Annotated in this window: 21 protein-coding genes; 7 read left to right on the plus strand and 14 right to left on the minus strand. The window is 43.3% G+C overall.

The window, feature by feature from the left end; genetic code table 11:
- Nucleotides 1-14 precede the first annotated feature (14 nt).
- Nucleotides 15-446 carry a type II 3-dehydroquinate dehydratase gene (aroQ, locus tag AC58QG_RS09325; protein WP_497361777.1) on the minus strand — a complete coding sequence of 144 codons (432 nt, stop codon included), beginning with the start codon at nt 444-446 and terminating at the stop codon, nt 15-17.
- 79 nt (nt 447-525) lie between these two features.
- Complete coding sequence (locus tag AC58QG_RS09330) at nt 526-1059, minus strand: YqhR family membrane protein (protein WP_497362818.1); 534 nt, start codon at nt 1057-1059, stop codon at nt 526-528.
- Nucleotides 1060-1216: 157 nt separating this feature from the next.
- Here AC58QG_RS09330 and AC58QG_RS09335 point away from each other — a divergent pair, with 157 nt between their 5' ends.
- Both AC58QG_RS09335 and AC58QG_RS09340 read left to right on the plus strand, forming a co-directional pair.
- Entirely contained in the window at nt 1217-2107 is an 891-nt protein-coding gene (locus AC58QG_RS09335; RefSeq protein ID WP_497362819.1) for a DUF1385 domain-containing protein, read from the plus strand.
- Nucleotides 2104-2361: a hypothetical protein gene (locus tag AC58QG_RS09340; protein WP_497361778.1), complete on the plus strand. Its 258-nt coding sequence runs from the start codon at nt 2104-2106 to the stop codon at nt 2359-2361. Before AC58QG_RS09335 ends, AC58QG_RS09340 begins: the two co-directional genes overlap by 4 nt.
- On the opposite strand, the gene AC58QG_RS09345 is transcribed toward AC58QG_RS09340, so the two are convergent.
- Both AC58QG_RS09345 and mntR read right to left on the minus strand, forming a co-directional pair.
- Nucleotides 2358-3335, minus strand: a complete 978-nt coding sequence (locus AC58QG_RS09345; protein WP_497361779.1) for a patatin-like phospholipase family protein — start codon at nt 3333-3335, stop codon at nt 2358-2360. The genes AC58QG_RS09340 and AC58QG_RS09345 overlap by 4 nt on opposite strands.
- A 108-nt stretch (nt 3336-3443) precedes the next feature.
- The gene (gene mntR, locus AC58QG_RS09350; RefSeq protein WP_056614749.1) at nt 3444-3869 is read right to left on the minus strand and encodes a transcriptional regulator MntR; all 426 of its coding nucleotides are present in this window, start codon (nt 3867-3869) and stop codon (nt 3444-3446) included.
- 178 nt (nt 3870-4047) lie between these two features.
- Between mntR and splB the strand changes: the two genes are divergently transcribed.
- Nucleotides 4048-5109: a spore photoproduct lyase gene (gene splB / locus AC58QG_RS09355; RefSeq protein ID WP_497361780.1), complete on the plus strand. Its 1062-nt coding sequence runs from the start codon at nt 4048-4050 to the stop codon at nt 5107-5109.
- Between the two features lie 3 nt (nt 5110-5112).
- Here splB and AC58QG_RS09360 read toward each other — a convergent pair whose 3' ends face one another.
- The 8 genes from AC58QG_RS09360 to AC58QG_RS09395 all read right to left on the minus strand — a co-directional run bounded on the left by AC58QG_RS09360 (nt 5113) and on the right by AC58QG_RS09395 (nt 12388).
- Nucleotides 5113-5826, minus strand: a complete 714-nt coding sequence (locus AC58QG_RS09360) for a cytochrome c biogenesis CcdA family protein (RefSeq protein ID WP_497361781.1) — start codon at nt 5824-5826, stop codon at nt 5113-5115.
- A 3-nt stretch (nt 5827-5829) separates the two neighbouring features.
- On the minus strand, nt 5830-6630 hold the full coding sequence (locus tag AC58QG_RS09365; protein ID WP_056614758.1) for a metal ABC transporter permease: 801 nt from the start codon (nt 6628-6630) through the stop codon (nt 5830-5832).
- Nucleotides 6631-6642: 12 nt separating this feature from the next.
- Nucleotides 6643-7422 (minus strand): metal ABC transporter ATP-binding protein, encoded by a 780-nt coding sequence (locus tag AC58QG_RS09370; protein WP_497361782.1) that lies wholly within the window; start codon nt 7420-7422, stop codon nt 6643-6645.
- A gap of 39 nt (nt 7423-7461) precedes the next feature.
- Nucleotides 7462-8376 carry a metal ABC transporter substrate-binding protein gene (locus tag AC58QG_RS09375; protein WP_497361783.1) on the minus strand — a complete coding sequence of 305 codons (915 nt, stop codon included), beginning with the start codon at nt 8374-8376 and terminating at the stop codon, nt 7462-7464.
- A gap of 169 nt (nt 8377-8545) precedes the next feature.
- Nucleotides 8546-8956: a hypothetical protein gene (locus tag AC58QG_RS09380; RefSeq protein WP_497361784.1), complete on the minus strand. Its 411-nt coding sequence runs from the start codon at nt 8954-8956 to the stop codon at nt 8546-8548.
- 116 nt (nt 8957-9072) lie between these two features.
- Nucleotides 9073-11076, minus strand: coding sequence for a methionine--tRNA ligase (metG, locus tag AC58QG_RS09385; protein WP_497361785.1), 2004 nt, complete (start codon nt 11074-11076; stop codon nt 9073-9075).
- A 410-nt stretch (nt 11077-11486) separates the two neighbouring features.
- Nucleotides 11487-11711, minus strand: a complete 225-nt coding sequence (yidD, locus tag AC58QG_RS09390; protein ID WP_497361786.1) for a membrane protein insertion efficiency factor YidD — start codon at nt 11709-11711, stop codon at nt 11487-11489.
- 95 nt (nt 11712-11806) lie between these two features.
- On the minus strand, nt 11807-12388 hold the full coding sequence (locus tag AC58QG_RS09395; protein WP_497361787.1) for a transposase: 582 nt from the start codon (nt 12386-12388) through the stop codon (nt 11807-11809).
- 753 nt (nt 12389-13141) lie between these two features.
- Between AC58QG_RS09395 and AC58QG_RS09400 the strand changes: the two genes are divergently transcribed.
- The 3 genes from AC58QG_RS09400 (at nt 13142) to AC58QG_RS09410 (ending at nt 16390) form a co-directional block, all read left to right on the plus strand.
- Nucleotides 13142-13783: a DsbA family oxidoreductase gene (locus AC58QG_RS09400; protein ID WP_497361788.1), complete on the plus strand. Its 642-nt coding sequence runs from the start codon at nt 13142-13144 to the stop codon at nt 13781-13783.
- Nucleotides 13784-13858: 75 nt separating this feature from the next.
- A complete protein-coding gene (locus tag AC58QG_RS09405; RefSeq protein WP_497361789.1) occupies nt 13859-15952 on the plus strand; it encodes an LTA synthase family protein in 2094 nt (697 codons plus the stop codon).
- Between the two features lie 60 nt (nt 15953-16012).
- On the plus strand, nt 16013-16390 hold the full coding sequence (locus AC58QG_RS09410; RefSeq protein WP_497362820.1) for a YmaF family protein: 378 nt from the start codon (nt 16013-16015) through the stop codon (nt 16388-16390).
- Between the two features lies 1 nt (nt 16391).
- Here the strand turns inward: AC58QG_RS09410 and AC58QG_RS09415 are convergent, their stop codons facing one another.
- Nucleotides 16392-17291 (minus strand): aldose 1-epimerase, encoded by a 900-nt coding sequence (locus AC58QG_RS09415; protein WP_497362821.1) that lies wholly within the window; start codon nt 17289-17291, stop codon nt 16392-16394.
- A 91-nt stretch (nt 17292-17382) separates the two neighbouring features.
- Nucleotides 17383-18270 carry a CPBP family intramembrane glutamic endopeptidase gene (locus tag AC58QG_RS09420; protein ID WP_497361790.1) on the minus strand — a complete coding sequence of 296 codons (888 nt, stop codon included), beginning with the start codon at nt 18268-18270 and terminating at the stop codon, nt 17383-17385.
- 182 nt (nt 18271-18452) lie between these two features.
- Here AC58QG_RS09420 and AC58QG_RS09425 point away from each other — a divergent pair, with 182 nt between their 5' ends.
- Nucleotides 18453-19802 (plus strand): sensor histidine kinase, encoded by a 1350-nt coding sequence (locus AC58QG_RS09425; RefSeq protein ID WP_497361791.1) that lies wholly within the window; start codon nt 18453-18455, stop codon nt 19800-19802.
- The last annotated feature ends 25 nt before the right edge of the window (nt 19803-19827 follow it).

The raw sequence follows: 19827 nt of genomic DNA on the forward strand, positions 1-19827 counted from the left end.
TCGTAAGCATATGCTTACAGATGGGGCAGTAAAGCTCGTAAACCAAGCGCATAGCTGTCAGCGCCAAATCCACAAATTTGACCAATCACAACAGGTGCGATGACCGAATGATGACGAAATTCTTCACGTTTATGAATATTCGAAATATGAACCTCTACCGTTGGCAGTTGTACCGTAGATAAGGCATCACGAATCGCATAGCTGTAATGGGTGAAAGCACCAGGATTAATCAGGATGCCGTCCTTCGTACCGTACGCTTCATGAATTTTATCAATAATCTCACCTTCATGGTTAGATTGGAAGCTCTCCAATTGAAGCGAAAGCTCTGTTCCCAGCTCATGCAAACTTTCGATGATCGAGGAAAGTGTTACGGTTCCATATACGCCAGGTTCACGTATGCCAAGCATATTCAAATTCGGACCATTCAAAACAAGAACCCTTTTCAATTGGAAATCCTCCCGCAACAATCTTCATTGGCTACTAGCAAGTTGCTGCTAATTAACCTTTGATATTTTACCATAACTTTCATGTCTTGTGTATAGCCTCTGTTGTTCTGCTGCTTGTATATTCAATAGCAATGGAATACCCTATGAACATCCCCCATACAAGGAATAAACAAACTTCACTTATGATCGTATTTAGCTCTAGCTCCGTTATCCAATATACCATCCCTGTAATTGGTCCTACGATTAGGTAAATGATCGCCCACCACAATGCTCCATAACCTATCCCCCAAAAAGGACTGCGTAATTTCCACAAGGTTACCATGTAGATGAAGGCTGCAAATATCGAGAATAGCGCAAACGCCAACCACCCTATAAACAATCCCATCCAAGTATTGAAGAAATCATGTTTGAAAAAAGGTTCAACCAGAAAACCAATTCCTATGGTTGTAAACTTGAAAAAATTTTCGACAATTTTGAGAGCACCCCAAATTAGCCCAGCAAAAAAACCGATATATAATACAAATACCCAGCGATTTGTATGCTTTTTCTCCGCGGCATGCGCACTGCTCATCTGCGATCTTCCTTTCTCTACCGATACGGCTTGTCTTTTCATTGGCAATCATAGTATGTTCTGTCGCTATCGGTAGCATTCAACACCTGAATCCGTTACAATAAGAAAGTGAGTAACTGAATTCGAGAAAGATGAGAAGGTGAATCTTGTGGCAGAACAAAACAGTATATACGGAGGACAAGCCGTCATCGAGGGCGTCATGTTCGCAGGAAGAAATGTGCATGTAACTGCTGTGCGCAAAAAGGACGGTTCCCTTGATTTTTTGGAAGTACCCAAGAAAGTGATTCCATGGGTTCAAGCACTTAAGAAAATTCCTTTTGTTAGAGGAATTGTTGGGATTATCGAATCGAGCGCCAAAGGTGCACAGCACTTGAATTTCTCCGCCGAATCGTTCGCTGAGCAAGAAGGCGATGATAACACAGTGAAAAAGGAAGAGAAAACAGGCATCTTCTCTAACATTTCGATGTTTTTAGGCGTTGCTGTCGTTGGTGTCCTTTCATTTCTATTCGGGAAATTCATTTTCACCTTAGTTCCAGCTATTATTGAACAGTTTTTGTTTCAAAATGTATTTAGCAATCAAATTCTTCATAATCTTATAGAAGGTGTAATCAAAATTATTTTGTTGGTGGGGTATATTTACTTCATCTCCCTTACACCTATGATTCGGAGATTGTTTCAATATCATGGCGCAGAACATAAAGTCATCAGCGCTTATGAAGCTGGTATGGAATTAACAGTAAGCAATGTCCAAAAATTCAACACCCTTCACTACCGTTGTGGCAGCAGCTTTATTGTATTTACTGTTTTAATCGGTGTTGTCATCTACTCATTCCTTCACTATGACGGAATGGTCGAGCGTATTGTGCAGCGTTTAATTTTGTTACCATTGGTTATCGGTGTTTCTTATGAAGTATTGCGTTTTACGAATTCCCTTCGTGAAGTACCTGTTCTTCGTTATCTAGGTTATCCGGGCCTTTGGCTTCAACTGCTTACAACCAAAGAACCTGAAGACAGTCAAGTTGAGGTGTCCATTGCATCATTTAACCGCATGCTAGAAGCGGAAAAACGAATTATGGAGGGACGGGCATGAGAAGAAAGTTTTCCCCGATTGAGATTGCCATAGGAATTTTGATTGCCATAGGCTTGCTCGTTAGTCTGCGTGTATTATTCATTCCTATTCTTGTGCTTGGGGCGATATTTCTACTGTATAAATTCCCACCTTCCCGCTGGAAGAAACCTTCCATTCCTCGTGGAGCTGAAAAAGGCAAAACGAAGAACGCGAAATTTCGCGTAATCAATGGCACCAAAGATGCTGATAAGGATGACTTTCCTAAGTATCACTAATTCAAGGATTTATGCGGTGGTCTCATCACATATTTCTCATAGTTTTCTTCATATGTGCTGGCTGACCAGCCCTTGAAATACGCTTTGGCAGCCAGATAACCTGACTCATATAATGACATGCTTAACTCCTTGGAAATGGTGAACTGTGTATTACCCACACCTAACGTAGGAATTTTAACGGTTCGGAAGCGATTCTTTTGCTCAATGTAGCGTTCATCATGCGCACTTAGCATTGTACTGAAAAGTGCTTCTAGCATCGTAATTGGTCCTCGGATGGTATGCGTAGGCGTATCACTCTTCCCAACGAGCTGGAAGCCTATGACGGGCACCAACTTCGTGCGAGGCATTTCTTTATCGAACACCCACAATGGGAAGTTGCTTAACAAGCCGCCATCCACGATATAATTAAATTGCTCTGTGAAAGGCTTAGCCTTCGCAGAGCTTTTTATATTTCGCCGAATTCGGACTGGATCGAAGAAATAAGGAATGCTCGTGCTCATTCTCACAGCTTTGGCAACCGAGAACTTCCCGGGTTCGATGCCATATTGGGCAATATCATTAGGCAGCACCAATAGCTTGCCCTGTGTAATATCTGAAGCGATAATACGGAGCTGATTGGGCTTGAGATCACCAAACGTGCGAATACCTTTAGCTGCTAGTTGTTGATTGACCCAATGCTCCAAGGCTTCACCGGAATATAATCCTTTTTTGAGCAACAAGCGTGCCGCAGGGCCAATGATCTTCGTATTGAAGATCGGAGAGCGCTGCATAAACGATTTGAAAGGAGCTCTAAGGATCAACTCCCTCATCTCTTCCCCTGTGTATCCTGCAGCTAACAGAGCAGCCACAATCGCACCAGAGCTTGTACCTGCGACTTCATGGAAGGTATATCCTTGCTCATTGGCTGCGCTAATGCTACCGGCCAAAGCAATCCCTTTGACTCCACCACCTTCAAACACACCATTAATCTTCATCCCCTGCATCCTCCCATAGCTCTCATTCATAGGCTTCTTAGGTATGTATGCAGGAGCAGTTTGTTTCTATACCCATAAAAAAAGACAGAGCCCGTAAACGGACTCTGCCTAATTCTCTGCCTCTAATTCTTTACGAACATTCATAAGTTCATCTGCTCGACTAGGATCTCTTCGGAAGTACTCCAATAAGGTTTCAATGCAAGTAATTGAATCCCAGCTCAAGTGGTGCTCAATACCTTCGACATCCTTATATATATTGTCCTCATGGACACCAATTGTCGTAAGAAAATTTTCCAAAAGTTCATGTCGATCCATTAAACGCTTGCCCATTTTTTTCCCTTTGGGCGTAAGGATGAGACCGCGATATTTTTCATAGATTAAATAATTATCTTTATCTAATTTTTGAATCATTTTAGTCACGGAGGAGGGGTGCACTTCAAGCCCTTCAGCAATGTCGGAAACACGAGCGTAACCTTTCTCATCGATAAGCTTGTATATTCTCTCCAAATAATCTTCCATACTTGGCGTAGCCATTGCTATATTTCCCCCTGCTGTGCGTATTTCATTCCACATAAAGGTTTTCTCAACCCATACTGCTTTCCTATCATAATCCATCTACCCAGATGCGGTCAAATCTCCCATGTTTCCTTAGGACTTCCCTTTGGCACACTAAAATAATAGTTTATCAACCAGCATTGTGAAGGAGGCCTTCATGTCTACTGAGTTACTTACGAGACCGCAACCTAGCACGACGATTTTCGTGCCAGAGCTTGTTTATTTTGAACCAGATGCCATGAATTATCCCAAAGGACAGCAGATTTATGAATGGGCTCAAAGAGAAGGCCTTGAGATTCATATGACGACATCACACAATCAAATCCGCGATTTGCCTGGTGAAACCGAATTAGATAAATATCGGATTGCCAAGCGAACCTTAGTCGTCGGTATACGAAAAACATTAAAATTCGAGACGTCCAAGCCTTCCGCCGAATATGCAATCCCTATCGCAACAGGCTGCATGGGACACTGTCATTATTGCTATTTGCAAACAACGATGGGGGCCAAGCCTTACATTCGTGTCTATGTGAACATCGACGATATTCTCGGAGCAGCCAAACGATATATAGAGGAACGAGATCCTGAGATTACACGTTTTGAAGCCGCGTGTACCTCGGATCCTGTAGGGCTTGAGCATATTTCAGGCTCACTTAAACAATTGATTGAATTCATGGGTGAACAAGAACATGGCCGTCTGCGATTTGTCACCAAGTATCATCACGTTGAACCATTACTAGATGCCAAACATAATAAGCATACACGTTTTCGCTTTAGCGTGAATGCGGATTACGTGATCAAGAACTTTGAACCGGGTACGTCTCGATTCCATGAGCGCATTGAAGCGGCAGCCAAAGTAGCCAAGGCTGGGTATCCGCTTGGTTTCATCATTGCGCCTATTATTTGGCATGAAGGCTGGGAAGAAGGTTATGCAACCTTACTTGAGAAGCTCTACAACACACTTCCAACAGAAGCCACCCACGATCTGACGTTCGAGATGATTCAGCATCGCTTCACCAAAACGGCAAAAAATATTATTGAGAAACGGTATCCCAAAACGAAGCTGGAAATGGATGAAGAGAAGCGAAAATACAAATGGGGCAAATATGGGAAAGGCAAATACGTTTATAAAGATGAACAAGCTACCGCGTTGAGGGAATTTATTACGGAACATATTTTCGAAAAATTCCCTCAAGCGAAAATTGAATATTTTACATGAGCCTTAAAATTTCAAGAAATCTGGTGTAATGGAGTTCAACCAAAGGGTAATTTGTGTCATTTTACCCGTATAAAGAAGAATGGCGATGACGATCATCAAGCCTCCGCCAATTTTCATAAGCAGGTTGGAATAGCGTAGAATCCATTTGGTTGAACCGATAAAAAAGGAAAGAACGAAAAAAGGGATCGCAAATCCAAGCGAATAAGAGGTCGTTAGTTGAAACCACGTTCCCGGTTCTGTTGCAGCTAAAGCAAGAATAGCCGACAGAATTGGGCCTACGCATGGTGACCAACCGGCGGCAAAGCCCATGCCTACAAAGACTGAGCCAATGTAACCGGCTGGACGGAATTTAATCGATAGTTTGCGCTCTTTCATAAGCCATTGCGGTTGAAATATCCCGAGTAAAAAAAGTCCCATAACAAATATTAATAGTGCGGCGATTTGACGGAGCAAGTCGCGATAGTCGATAAAGAAGCTGCCGACAAAACCTGCTGTTAATCCTAAAGCGTAAAAAATGATGGAGAAGCCAACGATAAAACTTAACGTGTGGAGCATGGTTTGACGCCTAACTTGTACAGTTGTTCGCCCTGACTTAAGTTCACTAACAGAAATACCTGTTATGTAGGATAAGAACGACGGATATAAAGGCAGACAACAAGGTGAAATGAAAGAAGCTATTCCCGCCCAGAGGGCGATCCAAATATTAACTGAATCCATGGTTTATATCCTCAGTCCTCTTTTTAAAATAATCCCTATTAAAATAGCGATGAGGCTCAGTACAACCGTCCCTCCTGGTGCTAGATCCCAAATCCCGGCTACAACTAGACCAACGATTACGGCAATTTCCGAGAATAATATCGCTAAGAAAACGGAATGTTTGAAACTACGCGCAATTAACAAGCTGCAGGCGACTGGTATTGTTAACAACGAAGAAACTAATAAGGCACCTACTATTTTAATAGCAACTGAAATGACAAGTGCCGTCAGCATCGTAATCATCATATTATAAAATTTCAATGGAAGTCCACTTACACTCGCTGCATCCTCATCAAAAAACATCAAGAAAAACTCTTTAAAATGAAAAGCAATAACACCGATAACCAGCACACACACAACTAAAACCACCCATAAATCCGTGGAATCAAGCGTATATATACTGCCGAATAAGTAACTCATTACATTCATATTAAAGCCTTTGCCCAAGGTAAAAAGTAGCGTTGCCAATGCTACGCCGCCTGACATAATAATGGCTATGGAAAGCTCTGCGTAGGTTTTATACGCCTTGCGTAGCCGCTCAATAGCAAATGAAGCAAGCAGGGCAAATACAAGCCCAACCCCTAAAGGGTATACATTAATCAAGAAGCCAAGAGCTACACCAGCGATCGAAACATGAGCTAGCGTGTCCCCGATCATAGATAACCGCCTTAGAACAAGAAAAACGCCCATTAATGGCGCTGTAAGCCCGATCAATAATCCACCTATTAATGCACGTTGAAAAAAGTACTCTGTAAATATGTCCAAATTGTCCGCTCCTTACTGAACTCCGATCATCTCTCGAATCTGGCCGAGTGAATGCGTTAAATTGGTCTCACGGCAATCCTCGGGATCATGGGTATGCTTCACATAAAACTTGATGCCTCCGCTTACTTGCTGAGGCTCTGTTCCTAGATAAGACTGTATCATGTCCATATCATGAGATACCATAATGAAGGTCATATGATGATGCTGATGCATATGCTTAATCATTCGAAAGAAACCAATCTGCGTCTCGGCATCAATACCTACCGTAGGCTCATCTAGAATGAGCAACTCTGGATTGTTTACAATCGCACGAGCTAAGAATGCACGCTGCTGTTGACCACCTGAGAGCTGGCCAATACGCCGATTGGCTAAATCCTCAATGCGCATGGCTAACATTGCGTCTTCTGCTTTTTGCTGATCAGCTTTGGATAATCGGCGATAAACGTTCTTTTTGGTATACATGCCAGAAAGCACGACTTCCCGTACTGTTGCTGGGAATAACGGATTAAAGGCGTTCTTTTGTGGGACATAGCCGATCCGTTCCCAATCCTTAAATTGATTCAAGGGTCGGTCAAATAATCGAATTTCGCCACTTGTTGGTTTCAATAGGCCAACTAGCATTTTCAGAAGTGTTGTTTTACCCGCGCCGTTGGAACCAATCACGCCAACAAAATCGCGCTCAGACACATCAAACTGAAGATTATTGATCACAGTCTTATTTTCGTATGAAAATGAAATTTGATCAATTGAAACGATCTTCTGATGGCATAACATGTTTTTACTAATCTCCATCTGGTTACTCCTGACTACCGAAGAATGGTCCTACTCCTTTTATTGTAATGCGAGGACTAGGTTTTTCAAATTTTTGTCCATAATCGAGATATAATCTTCCCCTGCCTCAAGTTGATCATTGGTAAGACCCTCAAGCGGATTAAGTACTAACGTATCTACTTTCGCATCTTTGGCTAACGTCTTTGCCAACTTATCCGATACGAGCTCCTCGAAAAAAATATACTTGAGCTGGTGGTCTCTAATATAGGAATTAATTTGCTTTAAATCCTGTGCGGTTGGCTCTGCATCTGGTGATAAACCCATAATCGACATTTGAGTCAAGCCATAGTCTCTACATAGATATGCAAATGCATGATGAGATACAGCAATTTCTTTTTTTGCCGTTTGAGCAAGTTCCTTTTTGTATCTTGTGTCTAGTTCCGATAATTTAGCGTTATAGGTCTGATAGTTTTGCTCATACGCATCCTTATGCGCTGGATCCGCCTCAATTAAAGCTGTTTTAATATTATTAGCCATTTTCTGTGCATTTAACGGGCTTAACCAAGCATGAGGATCAAATTCTTTTTTATTTTCATCCGTTGTGATCAAATTCGCACCTTGACTTGCTTCTACGACGCGAACAGTCGCTTGGCTTGAGAGGCTTCCAAGAAAATCTTTGACCCATCCTTCAAAGCCTGCACCTTGATAGACAAAGATTTGTGCCCCAGACATATTTTTGATATCTCTGCTTTTGGGAGACCAATCATGCGGTTCGACACCTGCTGGGACAAGATTAATCACATTCACATAATCGCCGCCAATTTGCTTCGTGAAATCATATAAGGGATAGAAACTAGTTACCACGTTCACTTTACCCTCTACTAATCCCGCTTTCGAGCTGCTACAGCCCGCGATGCAAAAAGCAACGATCATCAATATTCCTATGTAGATAAAACGCTTGGCATGTTTCGTCATGATTATAACACCCACTCTAAATCGTAATTTTTTTTATTAACGTTTTGATTATACGAGGTGGATTTATTGAAGTCAATATATCTAGCGAGGAAAGTCAAAAAAGCCAGCTGCATTGTTCACAGCATGGCCATTTCTAATTCTCTATGGTTTTACTCCACTACTTCGAGGCTTATTCTTCATCAGAACCTCCAGAATCACTGGAGCCACTCGAGTCTTCGGAATCCCCAGAATCACCTGAGCCCGATTCGTCAGAGCCTTCTTCCTTCTTAGCTTCATTCGCTTTCTGCTTTTCCTCGCTGCTCCCTTTTGTTGGTTTGTCTGACTCTTCTTTTAGCTTTTTATAACGCTCTTCCGATTCCTTAATGAGTTTAGCATCCTGCTCTTTTTGATATTTGATCACTTCATTGTACATCTGATATTGCTTTTTCAGTTCTTGATCAATCACACTTTCATTTTTAGCTTCAGCTTCTTTTTTCTTCTCTTCCTTCTTCTTCTCGCCTCCACCGAACAACGAACAAGCTGTCAAAGTGATGATCAATATCGCTAAAGTTATCCCTTTTCCTATACGTCGTATAAGCATCTTATTCACTCCGTGGTTAGTTTCCTATAGCTTGCCCTTAGTTTTTAAAAATACCCTCAAACTCAAAAGACCCCGTCCCTGAAATTCAGGAAAAGGGTCTTTCGTGTTCAAGGCTATTATTTCACGATCGCACCGTTCGGCATCGAATCCGGAACGGTCGCTAGCGTGAGTTGATCGCCGTGTGAAGCGGCGAGAATCATCCCCTGCGACAGCTCGCCGCGCAGCTTGGCGGGCTTCAAGTTCGTGACGCAAATCACCTTGCGTCCAACAAGATCATCGGGCGAGTAGAACTTCGCGATGCCCGAAACGACTTGGCGCTGCTCATAGCCCAGATCGAGCTGCAGCTTGAGAAGCTTGTCGGCGCCTTTCACAGGCTCCGCCGAAATCACTTGTGCAACGCGCTGCTCAACCTTCGCGAAATCGTCAATGCCGATTTCTTCTTTAGGCTCCGGCGCGGGCACAGCTTCACTAGCAGCAGCCGCGGCAGCTGCTGGCGCTTTAGGCTCATCGGTGCTTACAGAAGCACCGCCGCCCATCGCCTCGACGATATAGGCGACTTCTGCCGCTACGTCGAGTCTCGGGAACATAGGCTCTCCCTTTTGCACCGTAGTGCCGGCAGGGAGATGCCCGAAGGTCTGCACACTCTCCCACGCAGTCAAGCGTGGCAGATCTTCAGCAGCTAAGCCTAGCTGCGCCCAAATCAGTTCTGGCGTCTTCGTCAAGAAAGGACGAAGAAGTACGGACGAGATGCGCTGGGATTCAGCCAGCACATACATGACTGAGCCAAGTGTCTCGCGTTTGGCTTCATCTTTCACCATCGACCAAGGTTGCGTCTCGTCGATATATTTATTCGTGCGGCTAATCAACTGCCACACCGCGGAAAGCGCAATGGAAAACTCCATTTTCTCCATCGATTCCTCATACTTCGCTACAGTCGTACGTACCGTTTCTAATAGAGTTTCATCAAACTCAGTAGCGCCAGGAATATAAGACGGGATTTTACCGGCAAAATACTTGTCAATCATCACGATTGTACGGTTCAACAAATTACCTAAATCATTAGCAAGATCATGATTCACACGTTCGACAAAGCTTTCTGGTGTAAATGTTCCGTCAGCTCCAAACGGAACTTCTCTCATTAGGTAATAACGAAGAGCATCCAGTCCATAACGGTCAATAAGTGTTACAGGATCCACAACATTGCCTTTGGATTTGGACATTTTGCCATCCTTCATCAGCAACCATCCGTGTGCAAACACCTTTTTCGGAAGTGGTAAATCTAAGGCCATCAACATAATTGGCCAATAAATCGTATGGAATCGAACAATTTCTTTACTCATTAAGTGAACATCTGCCGGCCAATACGTCTTAAAGATTGATTCATCATCCGACCCATAGCCAAGTGCAGTTATATAATTGGAAAGTGCATCAATCCAAACATAGATAACATGTTTAGGATCACCAGGAACCTTGATTCCCCAGTCAAAGGTTGTTCTTGATACAGCCAAATCCTCTAAGCCGGGCTTAATGAAGTTATTTAGCATTTCATTCTTCCGTGATTCAGGCTGAATGAAATCAGGGTTTTCCTCATAATACTGGACGAGTCTATCCGCATACTTGCTCATCCGGAAGAAATACGTTTGCTCCTTCATCTTCTCTACAGGACGCCCGCAATCCGGACATTTTCCATCAACTAACTTACTCTCAAGGAAAAAAGATTCATCCGGAATACAATACCAACCTTCATATTCACCTAAATAAATATCCCCCTGATCAAGTAACCGTTGAAAAATCTTCGCAACTGCATCCTTATGACGATCCTCCGTCGTACGAATAAAATCATCATAGGAAATATCAAGCTTCGCCCACAGCTCTTTAATGCCGGACACGATATTATCTACAAACGCTTGCGGTGTTGTACCTTTTTCTTGTGCTTTTCGTTCAATTTTCTGTCCATGTTCATCTGTACCTGTTAAATACCTAACATCATAACCTTGTAATCTTTTGTATCGAGCCATTGCGTCACCAGCAACTGTCGAATAGGCATGGCCAATATGCAGTTTATCACTCGGGTAATAAATCGGCGTGGTAATGTAAAACGTTTTTGATTGTTCTGACATTATTCGTTCCTCCAATATCGGATAGTAGAAAACACAAAAAACCCTCATCCATCTTGGGACGAGAGTTGAACTCACGCGGTACCACCCAGGTTCCCCCGCCTTTCACAAGCTCGGGGCTCAGTAAGTCTATTACGACTTGCCCATTAACGCTGGGACACGAGACCAGCTTACTCTCCGCATTCTAGGTGTAAGCACTGCTGCTATACACACTTGTGCTGAGAAGCTCGAAGGTCTATTCTCCGGGACCATATTCCAAACATGCTCCTATACCGGCTTGCACCTGACCCGGCTCTCTGTTCATAGGCATCTGATTGTACTTATCCGTTCATCGAAATCAACAATATTTAGCATCTTTAAGCACAATATATCGAAAAAAATAGCCGCATGTCAAGCGGACAGAATCCTCTAAATTAATTTTTCCTCTTTGCTGGGACATGGTCCACGCCACCAGGGTGAAATGGATGGCATTTGCAGATTCGTTTCGCGGATAACCAAGAACCTTTCATAGGCCCATGAACTTCGATTGCCTCTAGCGCATATTGCGAGCACGTGGGATAAAATCGACATGTAGGTGGCTTGAGTGGCGAAATAAACTTACGATAAAAATGGATGGGTGCTAGAAGTACCCGTTTCATCTGTAATCTCCTATTTCCTTAGTAGAATAGTTACCTTCACTAACCATCTTGCATGAAAATAGGAATCCCGTCAAATCCAACGCTTCACTCCACCTTCATAACTGAAAACACTTCAAAAAACTTGTATATAAGTGAATCGACACCAAGGATTTCATCAGTAACTTCTTATTTAGTTCAGTTACTTTAGAAGCTATGTAAGGTATGAACTCAAACTGATCCCCTATGTTAGCTTTAACGTTTGGTAAAGAAACCTCTTTTACTGCTTTAGTACGAGCAGCCTTTAATTTGCGAAAAGCCATTAAACGACTTTCTTCAACTTTGAAGGCATAACAAATTTTTCGAATCAGCAGCTTAGCACTCCTATAGTTAATTTGTAACATCGCTGATAGACCATATGCCGTAATTTCGGACCCAAGCTCAAATAACGTCTGAATTGCTCTGAACCAAGTAAGTAAGGGTAATTTAGATTTATGCATGATCGTGCCTGCCGTAATCGAAATTTGCATTCTGCACTCTTTACACTCTAATAATCTGCGCGTTTGAATTTGAAAAGCTTCATGGTGATCACATCGAGGGCAATGAAATCCATTTGACCAACGCAATTTCATGAGAAATTCTTCGCACGCCTCTTCAGTATGGCAAGCTGACGATTCACAAGCGATAGATTCAAAATTCATCTCCACACCCCAAATAAGAACTTATGTTCTATATTTAATATTATTATATCAAACAAACGTTCTCATGTAAATAATTTTATGGTTATATTTTCACATTTATACATTTATTTCAAGGATGCTGTTATTCCTTAGACAACAAAAACTGTGACACATACAAGTCATTAAATAAGAAGTAAAATTGCTCGACCCGCCCAACAAATACTTCAAGATGTTCGTATGACAATTTTAATTTTGGACGTGCTCATCACTTCCGCGGGGATACATCTATGAATAATTGAACTGGACTCTGCTAAGGGGTTAGAGTTTCTCTCGCGTATGACTTGTAGATATCACAGAAAATTAGATTTCGAAGAAGCGAATAGCCAGGTGGAATTTTATGGTAATTCAACTTAAATCAGGACTTGTGGTGCCAGGTTAGGGGTGTTTGGATTGGGTCAGTTGGACTGCTCTAAGCAATGCAATGGGTTGGGATCAATAAGTTTGAGGAGATGAGCTGCGCCTTCGGTAATGTCGGCTTAGTGGGTTCGGGTTCGGGTTCGGGTATTGGTCTGCCTTGAGGTTAGTCATTGGACTGTGATGGGTTGCATTGTATTGGGTTGGGTTGCTTTTCGCTGGCGGGGTTCGGGTTTAAGGCAGCTCATAGGGCAGCTCATAGTGACAATGATCAGGTTTAGGTTATAATGTTGAGTGGAGATGGATCGAGGATTTTGGACATTTTATGCTATTATTTAGGATTGAAGGAGTTTATTCGAGATGAGAATTGAGATATTTCAAGATTTAGTGTGTCCCTGGTGCCGCATCGGGAAGAAAAATTTAACGGATGCCCTACAAGATTTTACTGCTGAACCTGTTGAGATTCACTATCGCGCCTATCAACTTGATCCTTCGACTCCTATCGAGGGGGAGCATTTTGAGACACTTATGCGCAAGAAATTTCGTGCGGATGAAGGTAAGCTGCAAGGGATGCTTCAACAAGTAACTCAGGCTGGACAAGCATCCGGTTTACATTTTGATTTTTCTCGAGTAACTAAAATGCCGAACACGTTAAAAGCGCATCAGCTTATTGCAATTGCACCTGAAGAAGTCAAAAAGCAACTTGTTGATGATTTATTCAAAGCTTATTTTGAAGATGGAAAAGATATTGGTGATGTGGAATTCCTGCTTGAAGCTGCAGATCGGCTGGGCATGGATCCGCAGCAAACACGCATCCGATTAAACGCCAAGGAAGGCTTGGAACAGGTTGAGGATGACCTTGCTTTTGCCAGTCAAGCTGGCGTTACTGGTGTCCCCTTCTTCGTCATTAACCGTAAATATGCTTTAACAGGAGCTCAACCAGCGGCTACGTTTCTACAGGCTTTAGAGCAAATTAGTGCAGAGGGTACGGACGAAGCATGATCTAAGGTTCAATATCACCCGGCATCTCCACATGGAGAGTCGGGTTTTTATAAGCTGATATGAGGAGTTTTACGAATGACTACTTTACTCAAGGCGCTCAAGCAGGTGCCTACTCGCATTATGATTGTAATTCTTCCTTTTATTTTGATGTATATGGTTGAATATTTGGAAAGGGGCACCTACAAAGAGCTGCATCATTGGTTCACGACTTATCCTTTTGCAGTGGTGCTTGCTTATTTTGTTGTCGGTGCTTTGTATTTGTTTCTAATTGCTGTAACGGGTAGAACTCGGCTTTCGTTCTGGCTCCTGTCTGCCGTGTTAATACCTATGGGCGCGATTAGCGGCAGTAAATTAAAGGCGATTGGTTCGCCTTATTATCCATGGGATCTTTATTTTAATAATCAACTTATGGAGTATAAGAAGTTTTTGAGCGGTTATTTAAATAATCGTATTATTGGCTATATGTTGCTATTTATCTTGGTTGTGGGCTGTCTGTTTCATTTCTTTTTGCGTAAGCATACTATTCGGTTTAACTGGATCGAACGCTGTGTATACGGTGTAATCGCACTTGTAATGGCGACTAGTTTGTATATGGATAAACCTATATCTTTCACAAAACTATATGGGATGTACACAGTACCTTGGGACCAAACGATTACTTATGACGAGAATGGATATTTGTATTCATCGGTACAAATGCTTAACTTTCTGAAGGTCGAGAAGCCTGATGGTTATAGTAAAAAAGCAATCAATGCCCTTCTGGACCAGATCCCGGATAAACCAGCTGCGAGTGAGAAAAAGCCGAATATTATTGTTATGTTGGGAGAGTCATTTTTCGATCCAACGACGATGAAAAATGTAACATTCAGCCGCGATCCTATTCCTCATTTGCATGAGCTGCAGAAAAAATTTACTAACGGGAAGATGTTATCTCCGCAATTCGGTGGAAGTACAGCTAATGTTGAGTTTGAGGTGTTGTCGGGGAATTCGATGCGTTTTTTCGGTAAATCACCCGATAAGATCATTCCATATATCGAATATATGAATCATGGTGTAGATTCCTTGGCGAGCATTACGACTAGACAAGGATATACGGCGACAGCGATTAATCCTTTTTTTAGCTATTTCTTTGATAGCAGAAAAGTGTATAAGCATTTCGGTTTTTCGCGATTTATTTCGAGTGAATATTTCCCCAATGATTTCTCAGGACCAAACTATGCAGATCATGCCGTTGTAAACAAAATTATTGAGGAAACCGAAAAAAGTGCCGGGCCTGATTTCGTTTTTGCCAATACGATGGAAAATCATCATCCTTATCCACCTGGAAAGTTTAGCAAGAATACGATTCAGGTTACCGGTGATATTTCGGCTGAATCGAAAAGTATCCTAGAAACTTATGCACAAGGTATCACAGCAACAGATCAGGCACTGCAATCTCTGGTCGATTATTATTCAAAAAAGTCAGAGCCGACGATTATCTTATTTTTTGGAGACCACTTCCCTTTCTTTGAGGAAGATTATAAAGTATACCGCGATGCCAAGTATGTGCTTCCTAATGACCCTGATCTGTATACGAAGACGCATTATACGCCATTTGTGATCTGGAATAACTTCGTTCCAGCTGAACAAGAGAAGCTGAATTTGACTTCAAGCCCTTCTTTTTTAGGGCCGATGCTGTTGCATTTGGCAGGTGTAAAGGGAAGTTATTATACAGATTATTTATATGAGATATCGAAGAAAATACCTGTCATTCCACCGCAAGAAATGTGGTCGACCTATAACATTCAGGCGAGTGATCTCGAAGGCTATGCGAAGCTGCAGTATGATAATCTCTTTGGTGGCCGATATGGCTATGAAGCTAAGGGCTACAAAGATACGATCGTACAACCTAGTTACACACTTGGGTACGGTGATCCCGTGATTTCGAAGGTCACTAAGGCTGAGAATAAAATTCTGGTAACTGGTTCTCCCTTCTTTTCCTCTTGCAATGTTTATATTGATGGGACGGAAATGAAATCAAATTTTGATGGCAAGGATACGCTTTATGTAGATCTATCAACCAATCCTGCTCTAGATCCAAACAAGCCCCATCAAGTTGAAATACGCGTGTATGATGATAAAAAGATGAAGATCGGTCAATCCAACCTTTATCCACTCCCATCGTCATGACAAAAGCCCCCTATGAATAGGATGAAGCATATCCTACTCTTAGGGGGCTTTTGTGCAGTGATGATCATTCCGCCTGCTCATGTTCATTTCTTCACGACGGTTACATCGGAAGACTTGGGGCACCATCATCTTTTGCGCCTATATACCTTCAATGTGAACGGTACGTCGTATGACCAACATGTTCATCAATACCAAGGTATTTCAGGCATTAAGTATGGACATTATCATGCATTCTATGGCATTACAGGGCCACCAATTGCATTGGCAAATGGTACACATATTCACTTCTTGCAAGGTGTTGTGGATCAAAATCTTTATAACACGAGCAGAAGAGGCGCTCTGGTTAAATCAGCTCAAATGGAAGGGCTTATTGTGCAGCTGCATCAGCATGCTTATCAAGGCTATTCGTCCACTGGGTTTGGGTATGAGCCTTGGTGACTTAGATCTTTTGAATGTGAATGGCCCAATTGAAAGTAAAGGTAGCTCCTGGCTCTAGCCCTTGAGCACCTGACATTTCAGTTGGGAAAGATTCATTGAACACGTTCATAATGCTTGTGTAAGGTTCAAGTGAAACTGCGTTTGTCCATGGCGCTGTGAAAAGTACGTGAATCGGGAATTTATCTCCCATTTCAAAGACAAGCTTCGTTCCCCGTGCCTCATAGGCTATCTCGCATACTTGCGTCCCAGGCGCAATGCTAAGCATCTGTGAGCCGCCAGGATACCTAGGCAGCGATGACACCGTCTCGCCTTTCTGCAAGCCCGCTGTGAGCGCTGTCGGCACGGGTTCACCTGCCGCAAACCCACCCGCGGTAAGCGGCCATTCTGCCACCGCGGGAATCGTTACACACACGCGGTCCGCTTCGCCTTCCGCGAACGCGAAGTACGGGTGAAAGCCAAGTGACAGCGGCATCGTATCGCCGCCGCGGTTGGCTATTTCACCGCTGAGCGACAGCGTACCGTCCTTCAGACGGTACGTGAAGCGGAAGCATGCGGCGTGTGGGAAATACGCCAGCATGTCCGGCGTCTCCGCGATGTCAAACTCCGCGGAGACATAAGCCCCGCCAGCCGCGTCCGCGCCGCTGGCAACGACCTTCCACGGCCGCTCGCGCAGCTGGCCGTGGGCGTGATCAGGCTCCCGATTCGCCGGGAGCCGGTATTCGCGGCCACCGAAGGTGAACGCCGCTTGTTTGACGCGCCCCGGCGGGAACAGAATGGGCACGCCGTAGCGCGAGGAATTGACGCGAAGCTCCGACAAGTCGTCGGGCTTCGCGATGTAGCTGTGGTTCCGCACGTCGAAGCGGAACAGGTGCAAGCCGACAGCCGGAATAATTTCAGCCACGGCTTCTGCTTGATGGTCGACGAGTCTTAGCGTCGACTCCCCTTCCCATTCACTATGTATAAGTTCATACTGACTCAACGTTAAATCCCCCTTAATGATTTTTATGATGATTACTGATTTGCGGTGTTTCGTTAAAACGATTTCGGGTTTGATAATAGTTATAAATCATTACGATGCCAAGTACAAGAATAACACTCGTAATTAGACTTCCCTCTGCCCCAAAAGCGCCACCCGATATCACCAAAGCACCTCTCGTTTCTGTCGTAATGAGAGATGTCATGGGAATGCCTGAAACGTCAAAACCAAATATACATCCTTGCATGAAATTCCAAGCCAAGTGCAGCCCTAAAGGCATCCACAAACTCCCGGAATACTCACGACACAAGCCCATCAGAAGTCCAGCCAAAAGGATATTGATAAAAGGAAATGGTGTACTCCACATCCCTGGATTGAAGCTATGCAGCAAAGCGAATACAATCGTTGATACCCCAACTGCAATCTTTGGACCATATCGATGTTTCACAATGCCTTGTAAATAACCTCGTGCAAAAAGTTCTTCGTTGAGCGCCACGCCAATAAACAGAAGAAAACTCCCTCCAATTGCGAACCCCTTCGACAAGCTCCAATCCATGTTAACGATGTGAATGCCACCGAACAACCATATCCCTAAACTGCTAATGGTGATCAGGGCAGCTCCCCAACCGAAGCCTTCACCTAAACGACGGCCAAATTGCATGGTATGCAGTCCTAACGACCATCCTTTTTTCCTCTCGAAGATATAGAAAGCTAGATAAACCCCGCTAATAAATCCTGCAATTTGTGCCCATAGTGACCCTTTTATAAAAAAGGGATTGCTAGTGACCGCCTCCATACTTGCAATGAGATCAGGATTTAGCCTCACTGCCATAATGGCAACTGCTATAGATAGGATGACAGTAATGACAATGATGAAAATTAGTGTTAATAGTACCTTCCCCACAATCTGAAGGATGGGGAACGACTTTCTCTTCTTCAATTCGATATCTAATCACTCCTCTCATTAAGAATCTATTCGTGAAAAACTACGCAAAACCTCCCATTTCTTAGAAAGGAAACTCTTGTGCAAACGATTACGCCATGCCACAATAGGACTATCAAAATGACACTTTGACGGAGGAACACATGCTTTTTGTCCTTTTTGCACTTTGGTTCATCGCATCAGGTTTGCTGATTGTCGACCCCAGTTCACGTACAATGCGATGGATGAGCGCAGTTGCTTTTACTGGCGGGTCAGGTGCCTTGGCTGCCGTCATATCAGCAGATGTCATCCCTTATTTCCAAGAAACAGCGCCAAATCCGTCGCTAAGCGCCTTCTTTTATCGTGTTATGAGTTTCAGCTCATTGCTCTCCTATTATGGATTACCTTATTCTTTCGCAATACTTGCTCTAGCCTATCATTCAACATGGCAAAAGCCTCTCTTACGCACATGGTTACCTCTAGGCTTGCTTGTACCACCACTTATTTGTTTGATCTTATTACCTGGTTATACCGAAGAAATGCCAATCAATTTCCGTATCGTCGCAACTTGGGCGTTCCCCTATATCCTAATTGGTTCTTTGCTGATTGTCCTCAAAAAAGAGCATCTCCCAGCGATGAAGCGGACACATTTGTTCACGTGCCTTGCACTACTCCCGCCTATACTTTGTGTTGGCATTCTCAACTATGTCATGCCTAGCTTCGGTTTCTATCGCTTGTGGATTTATCACGTGTGGATTTTGGCCTTTGTCGTGCCATTCTTTGTATTTACATTTTTCAAATACGGATTTCTTGGTATTCGACTGCTCATTGAGCGCCGTAAACTGGATTCTACCCTCCGCGCCATTACGTCCGGTACAGCCATTCTTAATCATGCGATCAAAAATGATGTGGGGAAAATGCGTTTGTTTTTAGAGAAAATGAAGCAGCACGCTATGGACACTGGGCAAACAGAACTCACACAAGATATCCATGTCGTTATGAACGCATCTAGGCACATTCAAGATATGATTAGTCGTGTACATGAACAAACGCAAGAGCTTCCTCTACGCCTTTCACAAGTGAATGTACGTCAATTGGTTGAAGATGTCATGGAACCCCTCGAAGGTTATTTGGAGGCGATTCAAGTCCAGCTAGAACTGCCTGATGGCCTTGAACTTCGGCTTGATCAGATTCAAGTTGCAGAAACCCTAACGAATATTCTAATGAATGCGATAGAAGCGATGAATACCGGCGGAGAACTATCTATTAAAGCTTTTACAAATAAAAAAAATATCGTTCTCGAAATCAAGGATACGGGGATCGGGATGGAGAAAACCGTGCTCAAACAAGCTGTAGAACCGTTCTACACCACCAAAAGCAGCAATCGGAATAACTTTGGGCTGGGGCTAGCTTATTGCTACAGCGTCATGAAAAAACACGGAGGAAGCTTGGAAATTAACAGCGAACCTGGTAAAGGCACAAGTGTCTATCTCACGTTTCCGGGACAGCGGTAGAGAATTTGAGGGGAGGAAGATTCGG

This window comes from Paenibacillus sp. J22P169, assembly GCF_059691995.1.

Coding starts and splice junctions, on each gene's coding strand:
- AC58QG_RS09375 (WP_497361783.1), bottom strand. CDS start 8,376: ATGACGAAACATGCCAAGCGTTTTATCTACATAGGAATATTGATGATC.
- AC58QG_RS09405 (WP_497361789.1), top strand. CDS start 13,859: ATGACTACTTTACTCAAGGCGCTCAAGCAGGTGCCTACTCGCATTATG.
- AC58QG_RS09400 (WP_497361788.1), top strand. CDS start 13,142: ATGAGAATTGAGATATTTCAAGATTTAGTGTGTCCCTGGTGCCGCATC.
- AC58QG_RS09360 (WP_497361781.1), bottom strand. CDS start 5,826: ATGGATTCAGTTAATATTTGGATCGCCCTCTGGGCGGGAATAGCTTCT.
- metG (WP_497361785.1), bottom strand. CDS start 11,076: ATGTCAGAACAATCAAAAACGTTTTACATTACCACGCCGATTTATTAC.
- AC58QG_RS09340 (WP_497361778.1), top strand. CDS start 2,104: ATGAGAAGAAAGTTTTCCCCGATTGAGATTGCCATAGGAATTTTGATT.
- AC58QG_RS09410 (WP_497362820.1), top strand. CDS start 16,013: ATGATCATTCCGCCTGCTCATGTTCATTTCTTCACGACGGTTACATCG.
- AC58QG_RS09370 (WP_497361782.1), bottom strand. CDS start 7,422: ATGGAGATTAGTAAAAACATGTTATGCCATCAGAAGATCGTTTCAATT.
- AC58QG_RS09395 (WP_497361787.1), bottom strand. CDS start 12,388: ATGAATTTTGAATCTATCGCTTGTGAATCGTCAGCTTGCCATACTGAA.
- splB (WP_497361780.1), top strand. CDS start 4,048: ATGTCTACTGAGTTACTTACGAGACCGCAACCTAGCACGACGATTTTC.
- AC58QG_RS09380 (WP_497361784.1), bottom strand. CDS start 8,956: ATGCTTATACGACGTATAGGAAAAGGGATAACTTTAGCGATATTGATC.
- AC58QG_RS09425 (WP_497361791.1), top strand. CDS start 18,453: ATGCTTTTTGTCCTTTTTGCACTTTGGTTCATCGCATCAGGTTTGCTG.
- AC58QG_RS09330 (WP_497362818.1), bottom strand. CDS start 1,059: ATGAAAAGACAAGCCGTATCGGTAGAGAAAGGAAGATCGCAGATGAGC.
- AC58QG_RS09345 (WP_497361779.1), bottom strand. CDS start 3,335: ATGAAGATTAATGGTGTGTTTGAAGGTGGTGGAGTCAAAGGGATTGCT.
- mntR (WP_056614749.1), bottom strand. CDS start 3,869: ATGGCTACGCCAAGTATGGAAGATTATTTGGAGAGAATATACAAGCTT.
- AC58QG_RS09335 (WP_497362819.1), top strand. CDS start 1,217: ATGTTCGCAGGAAGAAATGTGCATGTAACTGCTGTGCGCAAAAAGGAC.
- yidD (WP_497361786.1), bottom strand. CDS start 11,711: ATGAAACGGGTACTTCTAGCACCCATCCATTTTTATCGTAAGTTTATT.